Genomic DNA, 18329 nt, shown 5'->3' on the forward strand with positions numbered 1-18329 from the left:
CTGTCCTTAGTACGAGAGGACCGGGATGGACGTACCGCTGGTGCATCAGTTGTTCCGCCAGGAGCATGGCTGAGTAGCTACGTACGGACGGGATAAGCGCTGAAAGCATCTAAGCGTGAAGCCCCCCTCAAGATGAGATTTCCCAGTATGTAAGACCCCTTGAAGACGACGAGGTAGATAGGTTGGAGGTGGAAGTGCAGCAATGCATGGAGCTGACCAATACTAATCGGTCGAGGGCTTATCCAAATCATATAACGCAGATTCGTTTCGGATTCAGTTTTCAGGAATGAAGGTTCCTGTGTGGATTTACATGGCTATATCAATTGGAGAGATACCCAAGTGGCTATAAGGGGACCCTCTGCTAAGGGGTTAGACTGCGTAAGCGGTGCGAGGGTTCGAATCCCTCTCTCTCCGCCATTTTAAATCCATTACCATGTTATTGTGGCGGCGTAGCTCAGCTGGCTAGAGCGTACGGTTCATACCCGTGAGGTCGGGGGTTCGATCCCCTCTGCCGCTACCATACATACCTGGAGGCTTAGCTCAGCTGGGAGAGCATCTGCCTTACAAGCAGAGGGTCGGGGGTTCGAACCCCTCAGCCTCCACCATTTTTATCTTTTAGCTTCAGGTTTTACACCGTGCCGGTGTAGCTCAACTGGTAGAGCAACTGACTTGTAATCAGTAGGTTGGGGGTTCAAGTCCTCTCGCCGGCACCATTTTCTAATAAATGCGGAACCGTGGTGTAGTTGGCCTAACATGCCTGCCTGTCACGCAGGAGATCGCGGGTTCGAATCCCGTCGGTTCCGCCATTTTTATGTTTTAAGGCTTGTTTATATGGCTCGGTAGCTCAGTCGGTAGAGCAAAGGACTGAAAATCCTTGTGTCGGGGGTTCGATTCCCTCCCGCGCCACCATATTGTGGAGGCTTAGCGAAGTGGCCAAACGCATCAGACTGTAAATCTGCTCACGTACGTGTTCGGTGGTTCGAATCCATCAGCCTCCACCAGTTTTATGAGCCATTAGCTCAGTTGGTAGAGCACCTGACTTTTAATCAGGGTGTCGAAGGTTCGAGTCCTTCATGGCTCATTCCAATCTGAAAGTCATCACCTTTAGGTGGTGGCTTTTTTGTATTTCCATAAATCCCAATAGTATGTTCTGAGTTCGAGTTTAGAATTTCTTTCTTCATTCAGATTGTGGAGCGGATGAAGAATGAAAACATAATGTATATAGAACAGCCATTGGCGCGGGTAGACGAGGTAAATGATGGAGTATGATTTAAGGTGTGTTTTTAGCGAATAGGGTGAAAATTCAGACGGAACGTGGATTTATAGCTTTCGGTCATAATCCGGTGGATTCTAAATTTGCCAGGAGTTTGGGGGAGTTCCCTTCATAAAAATAAGCATATAGAGACTGATAAACGGTCCCTAATGACAGATATGGAGCATGTATGGGAGATGGGGATGTAGCAGTACATGCTGAACAGGCTACTGTAGCTGTGATAGAGGGGGCAATCGCCGACATGTGGGGGAAAGGGACCGAAAAAGTTGTACCCGGATCCTCTGCATCCGGTAAAAAAGGGGCACATACATGCTCGATGTTATTTACGTTTGTCATTACAGCGGGTTTACTTAGGCGCATATTGACGACAAATGTGATAAAATAGGCGAAAAGAGCAAAAGTGGTGGAGTATGGTGACGATGGATAGTGAGGTTTTGCGTCAAAAGTTGGAGCAGCTCACCGGAAAGAGAACTGGAATCAAACAGCTTGGGAGGCAGCATTCGGCTTCCCTTTTTGGCATAGGTACAGAAGAGCAGGAACAGCCAGTGTTCCACGAGGGGCACCTATGGGTGCCTTTGTATGAGAACGAGGGAAGGATCACGGCGATTTGGCTGGAACTCGATGGGCTGACTCCTTTAGAAGTGCAATTGGTCAATTATGCTGCGAGGAATTTCGCTATAGCCCTGAAGGCGACAGGCCTTAAGGAAGAAGGCGAACTGGAGGCCCGTCAGCTTAGCGGCTGGCTGAATGCCCAATTAGAGCAGGAAAAGAATGATGCAGAAATTCCTGATGAGATGACTTTGAAGGGACGGCTTGTAGGGGAGATGATTCCATTCCTGCTGGTCAGCGAAAATGTTCATAACCCGCAAGTAACCTACCGTTCGCTGATGAAGCTGCTGCGGAGTTACTTCGAGAATGAAATTCTGCTTATTCCGCTTCAGGAGAAGGAATGGTTAATTTTAGCCCGTAAGGAACTGCTCACCGGCGGGGATGATAAGGATGATGAGGAAGAGAGTAATGAGGATCTGCTGGCTCAGACTTGCATGGGATTGCATGAATTGATTGCCAGCGAGTGGGTGGGAGTATTTCACCTGGCGGTGGCACCTGCGATTATTCCTGTGAAGGGATTGACCGGGTCCGTAGCTTTGCTGCGGGAAACAATCATTTTGGGCCGGGTTTTCCAGGTGGGAGACTATATTCATTTGCCATGGGAGCTCCATATGGAGCGTCTAGTCAATAGTATTCCCGATGACCGCCGCAGACAACTGCTCGGACAAATAGGAGATTATACTTCTGTGCTGGCGGATAAAGAGATGCTTCTCACTCTGGAGACTTTTTTCGAGATGGACTGTAATGTCAGTGAAACAGCAAAAAAGCTATATATCCACCGGAATACGCTACTGTACAGGCTGGATAAGATCAAACAGGAGACTGGCGCCGATGTCCGGAGCTTTGGAGACGCCGCTATTGTAAAGTTAGCCATGTTATTGTATAAAGTGACGAAAAGAAAATAGGTTTTTTGTGAACCTTACAAATAGCCATCGCGGCATGTCTGGGGTAAGATAAACGTACAAGAAAGCGATTTATTTTTAAATCTAATAATTGACTCGAGGGGGAAATAAAATGGCAGGCGTACGTTTAGAGCATATTTTCAAAAAATACCCGGGTTCCGATAAAGCGACAGTAATCGATATCAATCTTGATATTAAAGATAAGGAATTCTTGGTACTGGTTGGACCTTCCGGTTGCGGTAAATCCACAACCTTGCGTATGATTGCTGGTCTGGAAGAAATCTCTGAAGGAAAAATGTACATTGGCGACCGTGTAGTCAATGACGTAGCTCCTAAAGACCGCGATATCGCGATGGTATTCCAATCCTACGCCCTGTACCCGCACATGAGCGTGTATCAGAACATGGCATTCGGTTTGAAACTTCGTAAAGTGAAAAAAGAAGAAATCGACAAGAAAGTTCGCGAAGCTGCGAAGATCCTCGATATCGAACACTTGCTTGACCGCAAACCAAAAGCATTGTCCGGTGGTCAACGTCAACGTGTCGCACTGGGCCGCGCTATCGTACGTGATCCGCAAGTCTTCCTGATGGATGAACCTCTCTCCAACTTGGATGCTAAACTTCGTGGTCAAATGCGTGCGGAAATCACTAAACTGGTTAAACGCCTGGAAACCACTTGTATCTATGTAACACATGACCAGACAGAAGCTATGACAATGGGTGACCGTATCGTAGTTATGTATGATGGTATTATTCAACAAGCTGCTTCTCCTGAAGAACTGTACAATGAGCCTACGAACCTGTTCGTAGCCGGATTCATTGGTTCCCCTACAATGAACTTTATCAACGGTACATTGTCTGATGTTGGTGGTGCTGTACGCTTCCGTGCTGAGAACCTTGATGTTGAAGTTCCAGGTGGCAAAGCTACACTACTTCGCAACAAAGGCTACATCGGCAAAGAAGTAATTATGGGCGTTCGTCCAGAAGACATTCACGAAGAACCAGTATTCCTGGAAGCTTCGCCGAATACAATCTTCACTTCGTTGGTTGATGTTACTGAAAACCTTGGTCATGAAATGCTCCTCTATTTGAGCGGTCTTGGCACTAACACTGTAATTGCACGTGTAGATGGACGTTCGACTACTCGTGAAGGCAGCAAGCCAAAATTGGCCATTGACATGAACAAAATCCATCTCTTCGATAAAGAATCCGAACTTAACATTTTGCTCGGATAAGATAGTTAGACCTGCTTGAACTAAGCCGCCTGAGAAGGCGGCTTTTTTAATAAACAGGACCAGCCTTTTTTATTGAAGACTCTACAAACCTTGAATTTGGACCGAAGCCTAGGCCCCACCAAGTGGGGCTGTTTATTTTTACATACTGCTGTTCATAATATTCAGGTTATTCATCAGGCTTCATGCGGGAGGAACTGCGGCTATTAAGATTGCATTCATAGACGTTATCCATTAAGATAGCAGGAGAATTACCTGCGGCTGGAATGGGAATTAGTATTAACCAAATGCGGGCGAGCGGATAACACCGCTGGTGACGAAAGGACGGACACACATGGCTAAGAAGGTAAAAGTATCCGAATTGGTGCAGCATTTTCAGTTAGAGGTTGTTTCCGGACAAGAGGGTCTGAAAAGACCTATTACAGTGGATGATTTGAATCGTCCGGGACTTGAAATGGCTGGTTATTTTGAATATTATCCGGAGGAACGTGTTCAGCTTCTGGGCAAAACCGAACTGGCTTTTTTCTCAATGCTTCCGGATGAAGAGCGCAAGAGCAGAATTCGCGGGATCTGTAACGACAATACACCGTGTATTGTGATTACGAGAGCCCTTGATGTGCCTCAGGAGCTTATCGATATTAGCAATGAAAAGGGACTGCCAGTGCTGCGAAGCTCGATGGCGACTACAATATTCTCCAGCAGGCTCACCAGCTTTTTGGAAGGGAAACTGGCACCTACAGCTACCATTCATGGTGTTCTGTGTGATGTGTATGGTGTGGGGATGCTAATTACCGGCAGTAGCGGTATCGGTAAAAGTGAGACAGCGCTTGAGCTCGTAAAACGCGGCCATCGTTTGATTGCCGATGATGCGGTGGAAATCCGCCAAACCTCGGATAATCAGCTGCATGGTACAGCACCGGAACTGATCCGTCATCTGCTTGAAATTCGCGGTGTTGGGATAATTAATGTTATGACACTGTTTGGCGCAGGGGCTATTCGTAATCATAAACGGATTACACTGGTGGTCAGACTGGAAGCTTGGCAGCAGGACAAACAGTATGACCGGCTCGGACTGGATGAGGAAACGACTAGGATTATTGATACGGATGTGCCACTTGTGACTATTCCCGTGCGTCCTGGACGTAACCTTGCAGTTATTATAGAAGTAGCAGCAATGAACTATCGTTTGAAGCAGATGGGCTACAATGCTGCATTACAATTTACGAATAAGCTTACTGCCACCATATCTGAAGACATGGATGATTTGGACTAGGAGTGTGAGAGCATGTTTTTTTCATTAGCGATTGATCCGATTGTCTTCTCCATCGGTTCTCTGCCGGTTCACTGGTATGGTCTAATACTTGGTGTCGGTGCGTTGGTTGGATTACTTTTGGCCATCCAGGAAGGCAAGCGCTTCAATATTTCACAGGAATTCTTCATGGATATGCTGCTCCTTGGTTTGCCTTCAGCCATCATTGGTGCCCGTATTTATTATGTGGCATTCAAATGGGAGGATTATAAGGACAACTTTGCGGATGTCTTCAAAATCTGGAATGGCGGGATCGCTATTTATGGCGCTCTGATCGGTGCGGTTATTTGCGGTATAATTTATTTCCGTTACAAAGGGTACCCCTTCTGGCGGATTGTGGATATTTGTGCACCCGGACTGCTTGCAGGCCAGATGATCGGGCGTTGGGGCAACTTCGTGAACCAGGAAGCGTATGGTGGCGTTGTAGAAGAGTCCTTCCTTCGTGATAAGCTGCATCTTCCTGATTTCATTGTGAACCAGATGTACATAGGAGATGCTTTTCATCACCCCACTTTCTTGTATGAATCCCTCTGGAGTTTGCTGGGTATCCTGCTGCTGATGGTCCTGCGCCGGCAAAAATTCGTGCGTGCAGGTGAAATCTTCCTGTCTTATTTCATTTGGTATTCCATTGGCCGCTTCTTTATCGAGGCGCTCCGTACAGACAGTTTGGGGTTTCAAGGAAGCAGCGGACTTGCATCGTTCCTGAATGGCTTATGGTCACCGATGAAGTGGTTTGGTTTTGAACAAGGATACCTTGATCCAGCATACGGGAATATCCGTAGCTCGCAGCTGCTGGCACTGCTGACTATAGTAGCAGCTATAATAATAATCATTGTCCGACGGGTAACGGGTCAACCCAAGGATCATTACTCTGATCCTATTATCAGTACGAAGGCCGCTGCTGTAGATACGATAGTTCCGGACAGTGCGGTACATACGCCGCAGAGTGCCCCACCGGTTAGACAGCCGGAACCGGACAAGACACCGGATGAAGTATCGAAGGAGTAGCAGAAGCTAATGATAGAATGTGTACTATTTGATTTGGACGGAACGATTGTAAATACGAATGAGCTGATTATCAACTCGTTCATACATGCGCTGAGGGAGAATAATCTGCCCCCGTTAACCCGGGAACAGATTATTCCTCATATGGGGACTACGCTTCAGCAGCAGATGAGAGTTTTTTCTGGTCTAGAGGATACCAGTGTACTGGAGCTTGCCTACCGGGCCTATAATAATGCTCATCATGACGAATTGATTGGTTCTTTTCCCCATGTGAATGAGACGATGGAAGAACTGTCACGGCGCGGCATCAGACTGGGAATTGTAACGACCAAGATTCGTCCGACCACGATGAAGGCGCTGGAGATGTTCGATCTTCTAAAGTATATGGAGACGATTGTTACCGTAAGCGATGTAGTTCAGCCCAAGCCACATCCAGAACCGGTTCTGAGGGCTGTCAGCAACCTGGGTGTTGATCCCCGAAAAACATTGATGGTGGGAGACAGTGCGGTTGATATTCAGTCGGCCAAGGCAGCAGGTGTACTTACGGCGGGAGTAGCCTGGTCACTCAAAGGTGAAGAGACGTTACGGAAGTATGAACCGGACTATATCATTCATGATATGGAGGATATCTTCAATATTGTGGAGCAGGGGACGATGGGACCGTGAGAAAAGTAACCCGCTATCCTGTGGAAGGACATAATTCTCTTTGGTACATTTACCGAACAGTTAGTCCCTGGAAGGGTGTACGCAATTTTATTTTTATACAGATTGCCCGGTATTGTCCAATTCTTTCGCTTAAGAACTGGATATACCGTAACGTTCTGGGTATGAAGGTTGGCAAGCACACGGCGTTTGGACTGATGGCCATGGTGGATGTATTTTTCCCGGAAAAGATTACGGTGGGTGAGAATTCCGTGATCGGCTACAACACTACCATTCTCGCACATGAATACCTGATCAAGGAGTACCGCCTGGGTGAGGTCATTATCGGTGAAAATGTGCTGATCGGTGCCAATACAACGATTCTCCCTGGCGTAACCATCGGGGATGGGGCGATTGTAGCGGCAGGTTCTGTAGTGCATAAGGATGTAGCCGCAGGTTCCTTTGTTGGAGGCAACCCGCTGCGGGAATTGACGCCTTCTACAGGGATGAATGCCGAAGAGGTATTACAAGATTAGTGATGCAATAAAAGTTGCCCTGCAGGATCAGGTTGCGTGCACTTACGCAGGAACTGCGGGGTTTTGTTATGTAAAACAGAAATGTTAAGCAACCTTTAAGTATTAAACTGGCGGATTGTGGCGATATACTTGGGTCAGGCTACATTGTCAATGTTGGATAGGCAGCAAAGGATATGATTGGATACAGGCACCTGGGGTGCGAGTTCACAGGAGGAAATGAAATGGGACAAAAGGAAAGAATTCCGCAGCTGGATATATTTCGGGCAGTTGCGATATTTGCGGTGATCGCTATTCATGCTACTTCACGCACACTTGCGGAGACACTGGACACCTCGATGTTCCATCCGTTTTTGTTCATTAACAAATTCAGCCAGTTCGCCGTACCTTCGTTTGTCTTTCTGAGCGGATTTGTGTTGTTCTACAATTATATTGACCGTCCGCTAAGCGGGAAAACACTGGGGAAGTTTTATAGCCGCAGGCTGATATATATTATTTTGCCTTATGTTGTATTTTCACTCATGTACTTTATTCTAAAAATGACAGCAGGTCATACCTGGAGTATGCCTTTGGATGAAATGGCCCGGAAGTTGGGCAAGTATCTGCTTACCGGGACGGCGTATACCCATCTGTATTACATCATCATTATTATCCAGTTCTATATCCTGTTCCCGCTCATGTTATGGTGCCTTCAGAAGGTCCGGCGTCTTGCTGCCTGGGCACCCATAATAGGTCTGCTTCTGCAATGGGGATTCGTACTGCTCAATAAATACATGACCAATCACGGTTACTGGCAACTGTCCAAAGGTAGTTTGGCTATTACTTACTTCTCCTACTTTCTGCTGGGGGCGGCAATTGCCGTCTATTATAGTCCATTGAAAAAATGGCTGGTCCTCTCACGTGAAGGATGGCGTTCCGGTAAAGGTCCGGGGTGGATTATGCTCTGGGTGCTATGGGCTGCCGCTGGAATCACTCATGTAGAGCTCTGGTTCAATAACTATACGAAAAAAACGGTAATTAACAGCCTGTGGTATGAAGGCTTCTCCAATCTGCAGGCACTGCTCTCCTGTATTGTGTTGCTGCAACTGTCGTTCCTGCTCTATGGGACAGGCAAGCGTCTGCTGAGCCGTATGCTGATCTCCATCGGTGCTTGTTCCTTTGGAATCTACCTGCTTCATCCGGCCTTGCTGTTCCTATACAGAAAACTTCCGTTTCACGGGGGTTCACTCGCATATACAGCGGCAATTGCCGGCGGTTGGCTTGTGGCCTTGCTGGGTTCATGGCTCGTGGTTGCTCTCGTCTTCCGTTATGTGAAGCCTGCCTGGATTGTATTCGGTTCCGGACCGCAGATGCCGAAGAAAAAGGCAGCCCTTTAGCATTCATTCTATCAAAGATCATACCAAACAAAGCGCCACCATTCGCATCCTGCGACGGGTCGGCGCTTTGTTTGGTATATTAAGCAAAACGGGTAGAGCGGCTGTTACTCTCCGGCTTGTTCCCGCTGAAACTCGGCGATAGCCTGATAATGGCTCTCCAGACTGCGGTAAACGGAGATATAAATCGGCAGCAGCTGTTTATAGACGTCAGCGTGCTCCTTGATTGGATGATGCTGATGGGTCGAGCCGATCATTTTAAAAACAATATCAAAGGTGTCTGTGCGTCCGGTGGCGTAAAGGCCAAGCACAACCGCTCCCAGACAAGAACTCTCGAAGCTCTCTGGAATGACAACCTCCTGGTCAAAAATATCAGCCATCATCTGCCGCCACAGTGATGAGCGGGCAAAGCCTCCGGTGGCATGAATCTTGGCCGGCTGTCCGATCTGCTCCTCCATGGCCAATAACACAGAATACATGTTGAAAATGACACCTTCCAGCACGGCACGGATCATATGCTCTTTATGGTGATTCATCGTTAGGCCAAAAAAGGAACCCCGGGCATCCGGATTCCATAGCGGCGCACGTTCTCCGGTAAGGTAGGGATGGAAGAGGAGGCCGTTACTGCCCGCCGGTACCTGCTCGGCAATGCGTGTCAGCACCTCATAGGGGTCAATACCCAGACGTTTGGCTGTTTCCACCTCGGAGGCAGCGAACTCATCACGCACCCAGCGGAAAAGCATTCCCCCGTTGTTCACCGGACCCCCGATAACCCAGTGTTTCTCTGTCAGGGCATAACAGAATATCCGTCCCTTGGGATCGGTAAGCGGCCGGTCGACAACTGTGCGGATGGCTCCGCTGGTTCCGATTGTGGCAGCAACGACCCCTGGCTTAATAGCGCCCACACCAAGATTGGAGAGGACACCGTCGCTGGCACCAACTATAAACGGAGTGTTTGGCAACAACCCGAGCTTCTCAGACCAACCAGGCTGGAGGCCCTGCATAATCTGGGTAGTGGGAACAGGCTTGGAGAGATGCTCCGCGGTAATGCCGGCAATACTCAGGGCCTCCGTATCCCAGTCCAGCTGTTCTAAATTGAACATGCCAGTGGAAGAGGCTATAGAATGATCAATAACATATTCACCGAAGAGCTTGGCGAAGATGTATTCCTTAATGGAAATGAATTTGTATGTCTGGCGGAACAGCTCCGGCTGCTCCTCCCCCAGCCACATCAGCTTGGTGATCGGGGACATAGGATGAACAGGTGTTCCTGTACGCAGGTATAGCTCGTGGCCGCCTAATTCGTCTCGCAAGCGTGCTGCACAGGCAGCACTTCGGTTATCTGCCCATGTAATACACGCTGTCAAAGGATTACCCGCATGGTCTACAGCAATTACACTGTGCATGGCGGAGCTGAACGAAAGAAAAAGGACAGAATCGGGCCTGATGGCGCTGTCCTTCATTACGGCTCCGACGGTATGGACCACAGCATGCAGGATCTGGTCCGGGTCCTGTTCTGCAACCGAGGATGAAGGGGTGTGCAGCGGATAACCCTGATCCGCTTGTGCGGTGATTTTTCCGTTTTCCTCAAAGAGGACAGCCTTAGTGCTTGTAGTTCCAATATCGACGCCTAGCATATAGGATGTGCCCAATCTGCAAACCTTCTTTCCAATGAAGATGCTACCCGGATATTTTAAATGATTAGGACAGGCTGCGAATCAGCGTTTCAGAAGAATCGGCAAAATACTCCTGAACCACCTTATGGATCGTTTCACGATCTCCTGTACGAAGTGCCTCAATAACCACGCGGTGCTTCTCCGCTATCCAATGCATCCGTTCCTCTCCGAGGGTAAAGCCTTTTTCGGTAGTAATTAGAATGACGGTCATTACAATATAACGGATGCTATTCCATAAATGAAGAATCCTGGTGTGCTTCGCTTCGGTGATAATGGATTCATGAAAAGAGAAGTCCTGGCGGGCAAACTCCACGTAATCATTGTGCTTGACGGCCAGCTTCATTCTGTCGATACTCTGTTCGAGCTGCCGGATTAGCGAATCCTGTATATTCATGGCGAGCCGTTCTTGGGCAAAGCTCTCGATGAGGTACCGGACATCATAGAGCTCCTCAACATCTTTGATGTTCAGTCCTACAACAACGGCTCCCATTCTTTCCAGACGGATTAATCCCTCGCCAGCCAAGGTCTTGAGTGCCTCACGGACCGGAGAACGGCTGATGCCAAAATCGGCTGAAATCCGGTTCTCCGAAAGCACCTCGCCTGGTTTGATGTTTTCATTTATGATTTGCAGCCTGAGTTCACAGGCAATCGATTCTCCAAGGGAAGCTCCTTGCAGCCATGTGGCAGGATAATGCATGTAAAAGGACTCCTCTGTGTGATTAGTTGTTAGCTAAGACCAGGCATTCCATTAATTTTAGCATACAATGTCTTCACCGTTCCATCCGGTTAACCTGCGCCGTTCCTTGCCTGGAGCGCATTCTGTGATTCAAATCAGTCCTTCTCCTGCACAACAGCGTGACCGCCAAATTCATTGCGTAGCGCAGCTACAACCTTGCCGTGGAAAGTATCGTCCTCAAGGGAACGGTAGCGCATCAGCAAAGAGAGGGCAATAACCGGTGTGCTGGCTTCAAGATCAAGCGCAGTTTGAACGGTCCATTTACCTTCTCCGGAGCTCTGCATTACTCCGCGGATTCCGGAAAGCTTCGGATCTTTGGCAAAAGCGTTCTGTGCAAGCTCCATCAGCCAACCGCGGATCACAGATCCATTCGACCACAGTCCGGCAACCTGCTCATAGTTAAAGTCGAACGGGCTTTTCTCCAGCAGCTCAAAACCTTCGGCAATGGACTGCATCATTCCATACTCAATACCATTATGGATCATCTTCAAAAAATGGCCGCTGCCACTTTCCCCTGCGTACAGGTAACCCCGCTCGACCGCGAGATCACGGAACAGCGGTTCAATGTCCTTGAATACTTCCGGATCGCCCCCAACCATTAAGCATGCTCCATGCTCAGCCCCCTCCGTTCCGCCGGATGTGCCGGCATCGAATAAATAAATGCTGCGCTTACGCAGCTTCTCTGCCCGTGCAATGGATTCCTTGTAGTGGGAGTTGCCGCCGTCTATGATGATATCCCCCGCATCCAATAGCCGGGATAGACTCTCAATCACTCCTCCTACGATCTCGCCGGCAGGGAGCATGACCCAGACTATTCTGGGATGTTCAAGCTTCGCAACCACTTCCTCCAAGGATGAAGCGGCAAGCGCGCCCCGTTCGGCTAACTGCAGCCCCATTTGCGGGTTGATATCGCTTACCACAAGCTCATGCCCATGGTTCATCAGGTTCAGTGCCAGGTTAAAACCCATTTTGCCCAGTCCGATCATGCCCAATTTCATTGTAGTTCACTCCTTAGCAGATTCTTGTGATAACTTGTGTACTTGTATACAACTTTGTCTGTATCTTACTACTGCACTGAATAGCTTGTAAAGGGTAATCTTGTATGTAATTAATATTCGTGAGAGTAAGGCTCCCGGCTATTAAGAGGTGTGGATGGAGACCATATATAAAAATCTCAACATCACTCTATATGTAAGCAATTATGCTATTCTATATATCAAAGGTTCAATTGACGTATAGGATAGTCCGTGATACGATATTGCCACTGCTTTACTTTGTTACCACTGTACCATAATAAAGCGTTTATTTCCTACTATTGATGATATCTGACGAGGTGACCAATGAAGATGTCCAAACCAAAGGGATTCGAGAAGCCGGCTGGCGTGCGTGACTATCTCCCGCGTGCAGTGGCCAAACTGCGCAAGATCGAGAATGATGTGCTGCACTGCATGAGCCGCTGGGGATACCGGCAGATGATTACGCCCACATTGGAATATTACGATACGGTCGGCGTGGCCAGCTCCACATCCGATCAGAAGCTCTATAAATTGCTTAACAACCGCGGGCAGGCCCTGGTGCTCCGCTCGGAGATGACAGCGCCGGTGGCGCGTGTGGTTTCTTCACTGTTAAAGGATGAGCCGCTGCCTCTCCGCCTGTCCTACCACGCTAATGTGTTCCGGGCCATTGAGGAGGAAGCGGGGCGGGAAGCTGAATTCTTCCAGACCGGGGTAGAGCTTGTCGGCGATGATTCACCGGAGGCGGATGCCGAGGTTGTGGCGCTGGCGATTTCCTCGCTGCAGGCGGCGGGCGTGAAGTCTTTCAAAATCGCCATGGGGCATGTTGGCTTCCTCGACGGGTTGTTCCAGGAGGCGGTAGCCGGTCTTCCGGAAGCGCAGGAAGAACTGAAGAGCCATTTGCTAAACCGTGATTATGTGGCCTTCCGCGAGACGCTCCGCCAGCTTGAACTGACTGAGGCGCAGAAGAATGAGCTGGATGGACTGCTGCGGCTGCGGGGAGGCAAGGAAATCTGCAGTCAAGCTCTGGAGCTTAGCAGCCATCCGCTGGCCCGTACCTCCATTGAGCATTTATGCAAGGTGTGGGAAGTACTGGTATCGTATGGCGTCTCTCAGCATGTTCTGATTGATCTGACGATGATTGGCGACTTCTCCTATTATACAGGGATGACCTTTGAGGGCTATGCCTCGGAGCTTGGATTTCCGGTATGCAGCGGTGGCCGTTATGACAATCTGCTGCAGCAATTCGGGCGCCCCATTCCGTCAACCGGCTTCTCTTTGAAGACGAACCGTATTCTGGACGGTGTATCCGGGGTACCGGAAGAGGAAGAGCTTCCAGTCCTGATCCAGTACGACGCTTCCCGTCGCAAAGAAGGTCTGGAGGAGGCGGCGCGGCTGCGGGCTGAAGGCCATGTAGTGGTGACACGGCTGGCCAGCGAGGCCGGTGATCTGAAGACAGTGAAGCGTTTGGACACAAATGCGGTTGAAGCGGAAGGCGAAACGTACGGGGAGATTTATACATTTGTTTCTTTTGTCAGCGAGCATGGCTAAGTTCTACATATACAGGTATATAGGCAAAGATATGGAAACGGAGGTCGATGATAATGGCGCAGATATTGAAGGTGGCCATGCCAAAAGGTCGGATTTACAATAAAGCAGCCGAGTTGTTCCGTCAAGCGGGGCTGCCGATTCCAGCGGATGGTGAAGAGTCGCGTAAGCTTGTGATTTCACTGCCGGAAGCGGGAATGGAATTTATCCTGGCCAAACCGGTCGATGTTCCCACTTATGTAGAATATGGTGTCGCGGATATCGGAATTGTCGGCAAAGATGTGCTTCTGGAGGAAAACCGTGACGTCTACGAGCTGCTGGACCTGGGAATCGCTCGCTGCCGGATGTCGATTATCGGCTTGCCGAACTGGCAGCCGGGTATTCAACAGCGGGTGGCAACGAAATATCCGAATGTGGCTTCCCGCTATTTCCGCGAGCAAGGGCAGCAGGTAGAGGTTGTGAAGCTGAATGGTTCCATTGAGCTTGCACCGCTAATCGGTCTTGCAGACCGTATTGTTGATATGGTGGAGACCGGCCAGACGCTGAAGGACAATGGGCTGGTGGAGATGAAGAGCATCTTCGAGATTACGAGCCGTCTTGTGGCCAACCGAGTAAGCTACCGGATGAAGAACGAAGAAATTCAGCAACTATGCGACCGCCTGCAGGCGGTTATCACCCGACCGGGAGCGGCAACGGGCGGAGTAGAGCGCTAAGGATGTAAAAGGGGGAAGCAGCGGTGAAGGTTCAATCGAGCAAGGAATTTAAGCTTCAGCGTGAAGTGGAATACGGAACGCCTGAACAGAATAAGGCCGTGAAGGAAATTGTGGCTGATATCAAAAAAGAAGGCGACGCGGCACTGCTCCGCTATACGGAGCGGTTCGACGGCGCTGCGCTTACTGCAGCACAGCTGCGGGTAACGGCAGAGGAGCTCCAGGCTGCATACGGCAGGGTGGAGGAGTCCTTTGTAACGGCGATCCGCGCCGCTGCAGCGAATATCCGGGCGTTTCATGCCCGGCAGAAACGTAATTCCTGGATGGATCTGCAGCCGGACGGCACGATCCTGGGCCAGATCATCCGCCCCCTGAAGCGAGTGGGCGTATACGTGCCCGGCGGCAAGGCGGCATACCCGTCCTCGGTGCTGATGAACGTAATTCCGGCTCAGATTGCCGGAGTGCCGGAGATTGTGATGGTCACTCCGCCGTCGACCGGCGGCACGGAGGGCATCGATCCTTACATTCTCGTTGCCGCCGCAGAAGCTGGCGTGAACGAGATCTACCGCGTGGGCGGCGCGCAGGCGATCGCGGCACTGGCCTTCGGCACGGAGTCTATCGTGCCGGTCGATAAGATCTGCGGGCCAGGGAACATCTACGTGGCCCTGGCCAAACGCGAGGTCTACGGCGCTGTCGATATCGACAGCATCGCCGGACCGAGCGAGATCGTCGTGCTCGCCGACGATACCGCTGAGGCCGCCTACGTCGCGGCCGACCTGCTCTCGCAGGCCGAGCATGACGAGATGGCCTCGGCCATCCTGGTTACGTCATCGCAGCGCTTGGCGGAGGCCGTTGCTGCCGAAGTAGAACGGCAGCTACGTGAGCTTCCGCGCGAGGCCATCGCGCGCGCTTCCGTGGACAACTACGGCGCGATCATCGTCGTGGAGTCGCTGGCGGAAGGGATCTCCGTTGTGAACCGGCTAGCGCCAGAGCATCTGGAGATTGTAACAGAGGACCCGATGGGTCTGCTCGGCAGCATCGAGAATGCCGGAGCGATCTTCCTGGGCCCGTACAGCTCGGAGCCGGTCGGCGATTATTTTGCCGGCCCGAATCATATTATTCCGACCAATGGCACAGCACGGTTCTCGTCGCCGGTGGATGTGGATGATTTCATTAAGAAATCAAGCCTGATCTATTACAGCAAGGAAGCGCTGCTGAAGGACGGGGCAACGATTATTGAGCTGGCCCGCCGCGAGGGGCTGGAAGGCCATGCGCGTGCAATAGAGGTCAGACTGCAGAACGAAGCGAAGGGTGGAGACGGAAATGGAAAATAATAACAAGGCCCAGGACGTGCGCCAGGCGGGACTTAGCCGCAAAACAAATGAAACGGATATCAAGCTCACTCTGGCCGTGGACGGCAGCGGGGTTTCGGAGCTGGAGACGGATGTCCCGTTTCTGAATCATATGCTGGATTTATTCACAAAGCATGGCCAGTTTGATCTGTCCGTGCAGGCGCGGGGCGATATTGACATTGACGATCACCACACCGTGGAGGACATCGGCATTTGTCTGGGACAGGCGCTTCGTGAGGCCCTGGGCGACAAAAAAGGCATCAAGCGCTACGCGAGTGTCTTTATCCCTATGGATGAGGCACTGGCTCAGGTAGTTATCGATATTAGCAACCGCCCTCATTTTGAGTATCGTGCTGCATATCCATCGCAACAGGTTGGAAGCTTTTCCACAGAACTGGTGCATGAATTTCTGTGGAAATTCGCACTGGAGGCGCGGATTACACTGCATGTAATCGTGCACTATGGCTCGAATACCCACCACATGATCGAGGCGATATTCAAAGCGCTGGGCCGCGCGCTGGATGAAGCGACGATGATTGACCCGCGCGTGAAGGGTGTGCCTTCCACGAAGGGAGTGCTGTAGAATGACCGTTGCAATCGTCGATTACGGCATGGGCAATCTGCATAGTGTCAGCAAGGCGGTGGAACGACTCGGGTATAAAAGTCTTGTGACGGGTGAGGCCGGGGAGATTCTGGCTGCCGATAGCGTCATTTTGCCGGGCGTTGGTGCGTTTGGCGATGCGATGGAGCATCTGAAGGAGAACGGACTGGATGCTGTGGTCCGTGAAGCCGCATCTTCTGGACAGCCGCTGCTGGGGATATGCCTTGGAATGCAGCTGCTGTTCACCAGCGGCGAAGAATACGGCACTCATGAAGGGCTTGATCTTCTGCCTGGCTCGGTGGTCCGTTTTGCACCTCGTGAGGGCTACAAAGTCCCGCATATGGGTTGGAACAAGCTGGATTTCCTACAGCCGCAGAGTCCGTTGTTCGCGGGACTTGAAGCAGGGCATGTATATTTTGTACACTCTTTCCATGCTGTCATGGAACAGCAGGGCGATTTGCTCGCGATCACAGATTACGGTCATCCGGTTACAGCTATTGTGGGCCGGGAGAATGTATTTGGTATGCAGTTTCATCCGGAGAAGAGTGGAGAGCTAGGAATGAGGCTACTGGGCAATTTCTTGCAACTGAAGGGTACGCGGGTATAAGCCCGCTATATATAATGAACTTAAGAATCTCTATATGACTATTGACTATATTGTAGCGAAAGTGGGAGCGCCTCATGTCTTCTTTTATCGTATATCCGGCGATTGATATCCGGGACGGAAAATGCGTCAGACTACAGCAGGGGGATTACAACCAGGAAACCATATACAATGACAGCCCGCTGAAGGTAGCCAAATCTTGGGAAGAGCAGGGCGGGAAATTTATTCATCTCGTGGATTTGGATGGAGCCAAGGCCGGACATCCGGTAAATGACGCCATCATCGGAGCTATTGCCAAAAATGCGGGTGTTCCCGTCCAGGTAGGCGGAGGCCTCCGTACAATTGCGGATGTGGAAAAACTGCTGGGACTCGGCGTCAGCCGTGTCATTATCGGTACAGCCGCTATCAACGATCATGCCTTCACAGTGGCTGTGCTCGCCAAATACGGCGACAAAGTGGCGATTGGGATTGATGCCCGTGGCGGCTATGTTGCCACTCACGGCTGGCTGAACACCTCTGAGGTTCGTGCAGAGGATCTGGCCAAGGAGCTGGCAGCCAAAGGCGCTGAAACGTTCATTTACACCGACATCTCACGCGACGGTATGATGCAGGGTCCGAACATCGAGGGCATCGTGTCCATGGCCGCTACCAGCGGTAAAACCGTGATCGCCTCAGGCGGCGTTACAAGTCTGGACGACCTGCTGCGTCTTAACGTACATAGTGGTAGCGGAGTCGGCGGTGCGATAGTCGGCAAAGCGCTATACACTGGCAATATTGATCTTACCAAGGCTTTGCAGGCTCTAAACGAGAAGTAGAATGACCGACAGGCTTTAGCTGCACGAATGCAGTTTGAGCTCGATTCCAAGTTTAGTTCATCTTATGGTTATTCTTTACGCAGGCGGTTCGAAGCCGCCGTCCCGTGAGGGGCCAGAACGTGGAACACGAAAGTTGTTTAAGGTCTAAGGTTTAAAGTTTAAGGTTTAAGTTTAAGGTTTTGCCCTTGCAGGTGCAACGACGTAGAAGCGGCCCCGCAGGGGTAAGCGCTCATTAGCCATAATTGCCCGGGAGCTTAGGCCCCTGCCCACGCCAGCCATCCGGGTGTCCAGAGGGCCGGGGCCCTTGGGGTCCCCCTTGGCTAAGGGGGATTTAGGGGGATCGAAAAGGTTGGATCGTAAAAGGTTTTCACTCGAAAACTATGGAAAGGGGTTAGTT

General features: G+C 50.5%; 16 protein-coding genes, 8 tRNA genes and 1 rRNA gene. 22 read left to right on the forward strand and 3 right to left on the reverse strand.

The genetic code is table 11. The features are described from left to right. From A3848_RS29985 to A3848_RS30065, 16 genes are all read left to right on the forward strand, one after another. A 23S ribosomal RNA gene (locus tag A3848_RS29985) occupies positions 1-246 on the forward strand; the annotation flags it as partial. Positions 247-325: 79 nt separating this feature from the next. Further along, a tRNA-Ser gene (locus A3848_RS29990) sits at positions 326-417 on the forward strand. A 26-nt stretch (positions 418-443) separates the two neighbouring features. Then, positions 444-520: transfer RNA gene (locus A3848_RS29995), tRNA-Met, on the forward strand. Between the two features lie 9 nt (positions 521-529). Beyond that, positions 530-605: transfer RNA gene (locus A3848_RS30000), tRNA-Val, on the forward strand. Positions 606-637: 32 nt separating this feature from the next. Continuing rightward, positions 638-713: transfer RNA gene (locus tag A3848_RS30005), tRNA-Thr, on the forward strand. 15 nt (positions 714-728) lie between these two features. Next, positions 729-806, forward strand: a tRNA-Asp gene (locus A3848_RS30010). Between the two features lie 27 nt (positions 807-833). Then, positions 834-909: transfer RNA gene (locus tag A3848_RS30015), tRNA-Phe, on the forward strand. Between the two features lie 6 nt (positions 910-915). Continuing rightward, positions 916-1001, forward strand: a tRNA-Tyr gene (locus A3848_RS30020). A 7-nt stretch (positions 1002-1008) separates the two neighbouring features. Next, positions 1009-1081: transfer RNA gene (locus A3848_RS30025), tRNA-Lys, on the forward strand. Positions 1082-1692: 611 nt separating this feature from the next. Continuing rightward, positions 1693-2787, forward strand: a complete 1095-nt coding sequence (locus A3848_RS30035) for a PucR family transcriptional regulator (protein ID WP_074088699.1) — start codon at positions 1693-1695, stop codon at positions 2785-2787. 109 nt (positions 2788-2896) lie between these two features. Beyond that, entirely contained in the window at positions 2897-4018 is a 1122-nt protein-coding gene (locus A3848_RS30040; RefSeq protein ID WP_074088700.1) for an ABC transporter ATP-binding protein, read from the forward strand. Positions 4019-4349: 331 nt separating this feature from the next. After that, positions 4350-5288, forward strand: a complete 939-nt coding sequence (gene hprK / locus A3848_RS30045) for an HPr(Ser) kinase/phosphatase (protein WP_074088701.1) — start codon at positions 4350-4352, stop codon at positions 5286-5288. 12 nt (positions 5289-5300) lie between these two features. Beyond that, a complete protein-coding gene (lgt, locus tag A3848_RS30050; protein WP_074088702.1) occupies positions 5301-6332 on the forward strand; it encodes a prolipoprotein diacylglyceryl transferase in 1032 nt (343 codons plus the stop codon). A gap of 9 nt (positions 6333-6341) precedes the next feature. Continuing rightward, positions 6342-6995, forward strand: a complete 654-nt coding sequence (gene ppaX / locus A3848_RS30055; protein WP_074088703.1) for a pyrophosphatase PpaX — start codon at positions 6342-6344, stop codon at positions 6993-6995. Further along, positions 6992-7507 (forward strand): acyltransferase, encoded by a 516-nt coding sequence (locus tag A3848_RS30060; RefSeq protein ID WP_074088704.1) that lies wholly within the window; start codon positions 6992-6994, stop codon positions 7505-7507. The genes ppaX and A3848_RS30060 overlap by 4 nt, the downstream gene beginning before the upstream one ends. 221 nt (positions 7508-7728) lie before the next feature. After that, positions 7729-8880 (forward strand): acyltransferase, encoded by a 1152-nt coding sequence (locus A3848_RS30065; RefSeq protein WP_074088705.1) that lies wholly within the window; start codon positions 7729-7731, stop codon positions 8878-8880. Positions 8881-8984: 104 nt separating this feature from the next. Here the strand turns inward: A3848_RS30065 and gntK are convergent, their stop codons facing one another. The 3 genes from gntK to gnd form a co-directional block, all read right to left on the reverse strand. Next, entirely contained in the window at positions 8985-10514 is a 1530-nt protein-coding gene (gene gntK / locus A3848_RS30070) for a gluconokinase (protein ID WP_074088878.1), read from the reverse strand. 64 nt (positions 10515-10578) lie between these two features. After that, entirely contained in the window at positions 10579-11250 is a 672-nt protein-coding gene (locus A3848_RS30075) for a GntR family transcriptional regulator (RefSeq protein ID WP_074088706.1), read from the reverse strand. Between the two features lie 134 nt (positions 11251-11384). Beyond that, positions 11385-12287, reverse strand: coding sequence for a phosphogluconate dehydrogenase (NAD(+)-dependent, decarboxylating) (gnd, locus tag A3848_RS30080; protein WP_074088707.1), 903 nt, complete (start codon positions 12285-12287; stop codon positions 11385-11387). Between the two features lie 348 nt (positions 12288-12635). On the opposite strand from gnd, the gene A3848_RS30085 reads away from it, so the two are divergent. The 6 genes from A3848_RS30085 (at position 12636) to hisA (ending at position 17932) form a co-directional block, all read left to right on the forward strand. Further along, a complete protein-coding gene (locus A3848_RS30085) occupies positions 12636-13853 on the forward strand; it encodes an ATP phosphoribosyltransferase regulatory subunit (protein ID WP_074088708.1) in 1218 nt (405 codons plus the stop codon). 53 nt (positions 13854-13906) lie between these two features. Then, positions 13907-14563, forward strand: coding sequence for an ATP phosphoribosyltransferase (gene hisG, locus A3848_RS30090; RefSeq protein ID WP_074088709.1), 657 nt, complete (start codon positions 13907-13909; stop codon positions 14561-14563). Between the two features lie 23 nt (positions 14564-14586). Beyond that, entirely contained in the window at positions 14587-15894 is a 1308-nt protein-coding gene (gene hisD, locus A3848_RS30095) for a histidinol dehydrogenase (protein WP_074088710.1), read from the forward strand. Then, positions 15884-16495: an imidazoleglycerol-phosphate dehydratase HisB gene (hisB, locus tag A3848_RS30100; protein WP_074088711.1), complete on the forward strand. Its 612-nt coding sequence runs from the start codon at positions 15884-15886 to the stop codon at positions 16493-16495. The genes hisD and hisB overlap by 11 nt, the downstream gene beginning before the upstream one ends. Position 16496: 1 nt before the next feature. Beyond that, positions 16497-17120: an imidazole glycerol phosphate synthase subunit HisH gene (gene hisH, locus A3848_RS30105; protein ID WP_074088712.1), complete on the forward strand. Its 624-nt coding sequence runs from the start codon at positions 16497-16499 to the stop codon at positions 17118-17120. A 74-nt stretch (positions 17121-17194) separates the two neighbouring features. Further along, positions 17195-17932: a 1-(5-phosphoribosyl)-5-[(5-phosphoribosylamino)methylideneamino]imidazole-4-carboxamide isomerase gene (gene hisA, locus A3848_RS30110; protein ID WP_074088713.1), complete on the forward strand. Its 738-nt coding sequence runs from the start codon at positions 17195-17197 to the stop codon at positions 17930-17932. Positions 17933-18329: the final 397 nt, after the last annotated feature.

The organism is Paenibacillus sp. P32E (assembly GCF_001909085.1).
Taxonomy (GTDB): Bacteria; Bacillota; Bacilli; order Paenibacillales; family Paenibacillaceae; genus Paenibacillus_AQ; species Paenibacillus_AQ helianthi.

Excerpts from the sequence above, each read along its gene's own strand:
- hisH (WP_074088712.1), top strand. The coding sequence starts at position 16,497 with ATGACCGTTGCAATCGTCGATTACGGCATGGGCAATCTGCATAGTGTC.
- A3848_RS30075 (WP_074088706.1), bottom strand. The coding sequence starts at position 11,250 with ATGCATTATCCTGCCACATGGCTGCAAGGAGCTTCCCTTGGAGAATCG.
- A3848_RS30065 (WP_074088705.1), top strand. The coding sequence starts at position 7,729 with ATGGGACAAAAGGAAAGAATTCCGCAGCTGGATATATTTCGGGCAGTT.
- lgt (WP_074088702.1), top strand. The coding sequence starts at position 5,301 with ATGTTTTTTTCATTAGCGATTGATCCGATTGTCTTCTCCATCGGTTCT.
- A3848_RS30085 (WP_074088708.1), top strand. The coding sequence starts at position 12,636 with ATGTCCAAACCAAAGGGATTCGAGAAGCCGGCTGGCGTGCGTGACTAT.
- A3848_RS30035 (WP_074088699.1), top strand. The coding sequence starts at position 1,693 with ATGGATAGTGAGGTTTTGCGTCAAAAGTTGGAGCAGCTCACCGGAAAG.
- gntK (WP_074088878.1), bottom strand. The coding sequence starts at position 10,514 with ATGCTAGGCGTCGATATTGGAACTACAAGCACTAAGGCTGTCCTCTTT.
- hprK (WP_074088701.1), top strand. The coding sequence starts at position 4,350 with ATGGCTAAGAAGGTAAAAGTATCCGAATTGGTGCAGCATTTTCAGTTA.
- gnd (WP_074088707.1), bottom strand. The coding sequence starts at position 12,287 with ATGAAATTGGGCATGATCGGACTGGGCAAAATGGGTTTTAACCTGGCA.
- hisA (WP_074088713.1), top strand. The coding sequence starts at position 17,195 with ATGTCTTCTTTTATCGTATATCCGGCGATTGATATCCGGGACGGAAAA.
- ppaX (WP_074088703.1), top strand. The coding sequence starts at position 6,342 with ATGATAGAATGTGTACTATTTGATTTGGACGGAACGATTGTAAATACG.
- hisG (WP_074088709.1), top strand. The coding sequence starts at position 13,907 with ATGGCGCAGATATTGAAGGTGGCCATGCCAAAAGGTCGGATTTACAAT.
- A3848_RS30040 (WP_074088700.1), top strand. The coding sequence starts at position 2,897 with ATGGCAGGCGTACGTTTAGAGCATATTTTCAAAAAATACCCGGGTTCC.
- hisB (WP_074088711.1), top strand. The coding sequence starts at position 15,884 with ATGGAAAATAATAACAAGGCCCAGGACGTGCGCCAGGCGGGACTTAGC.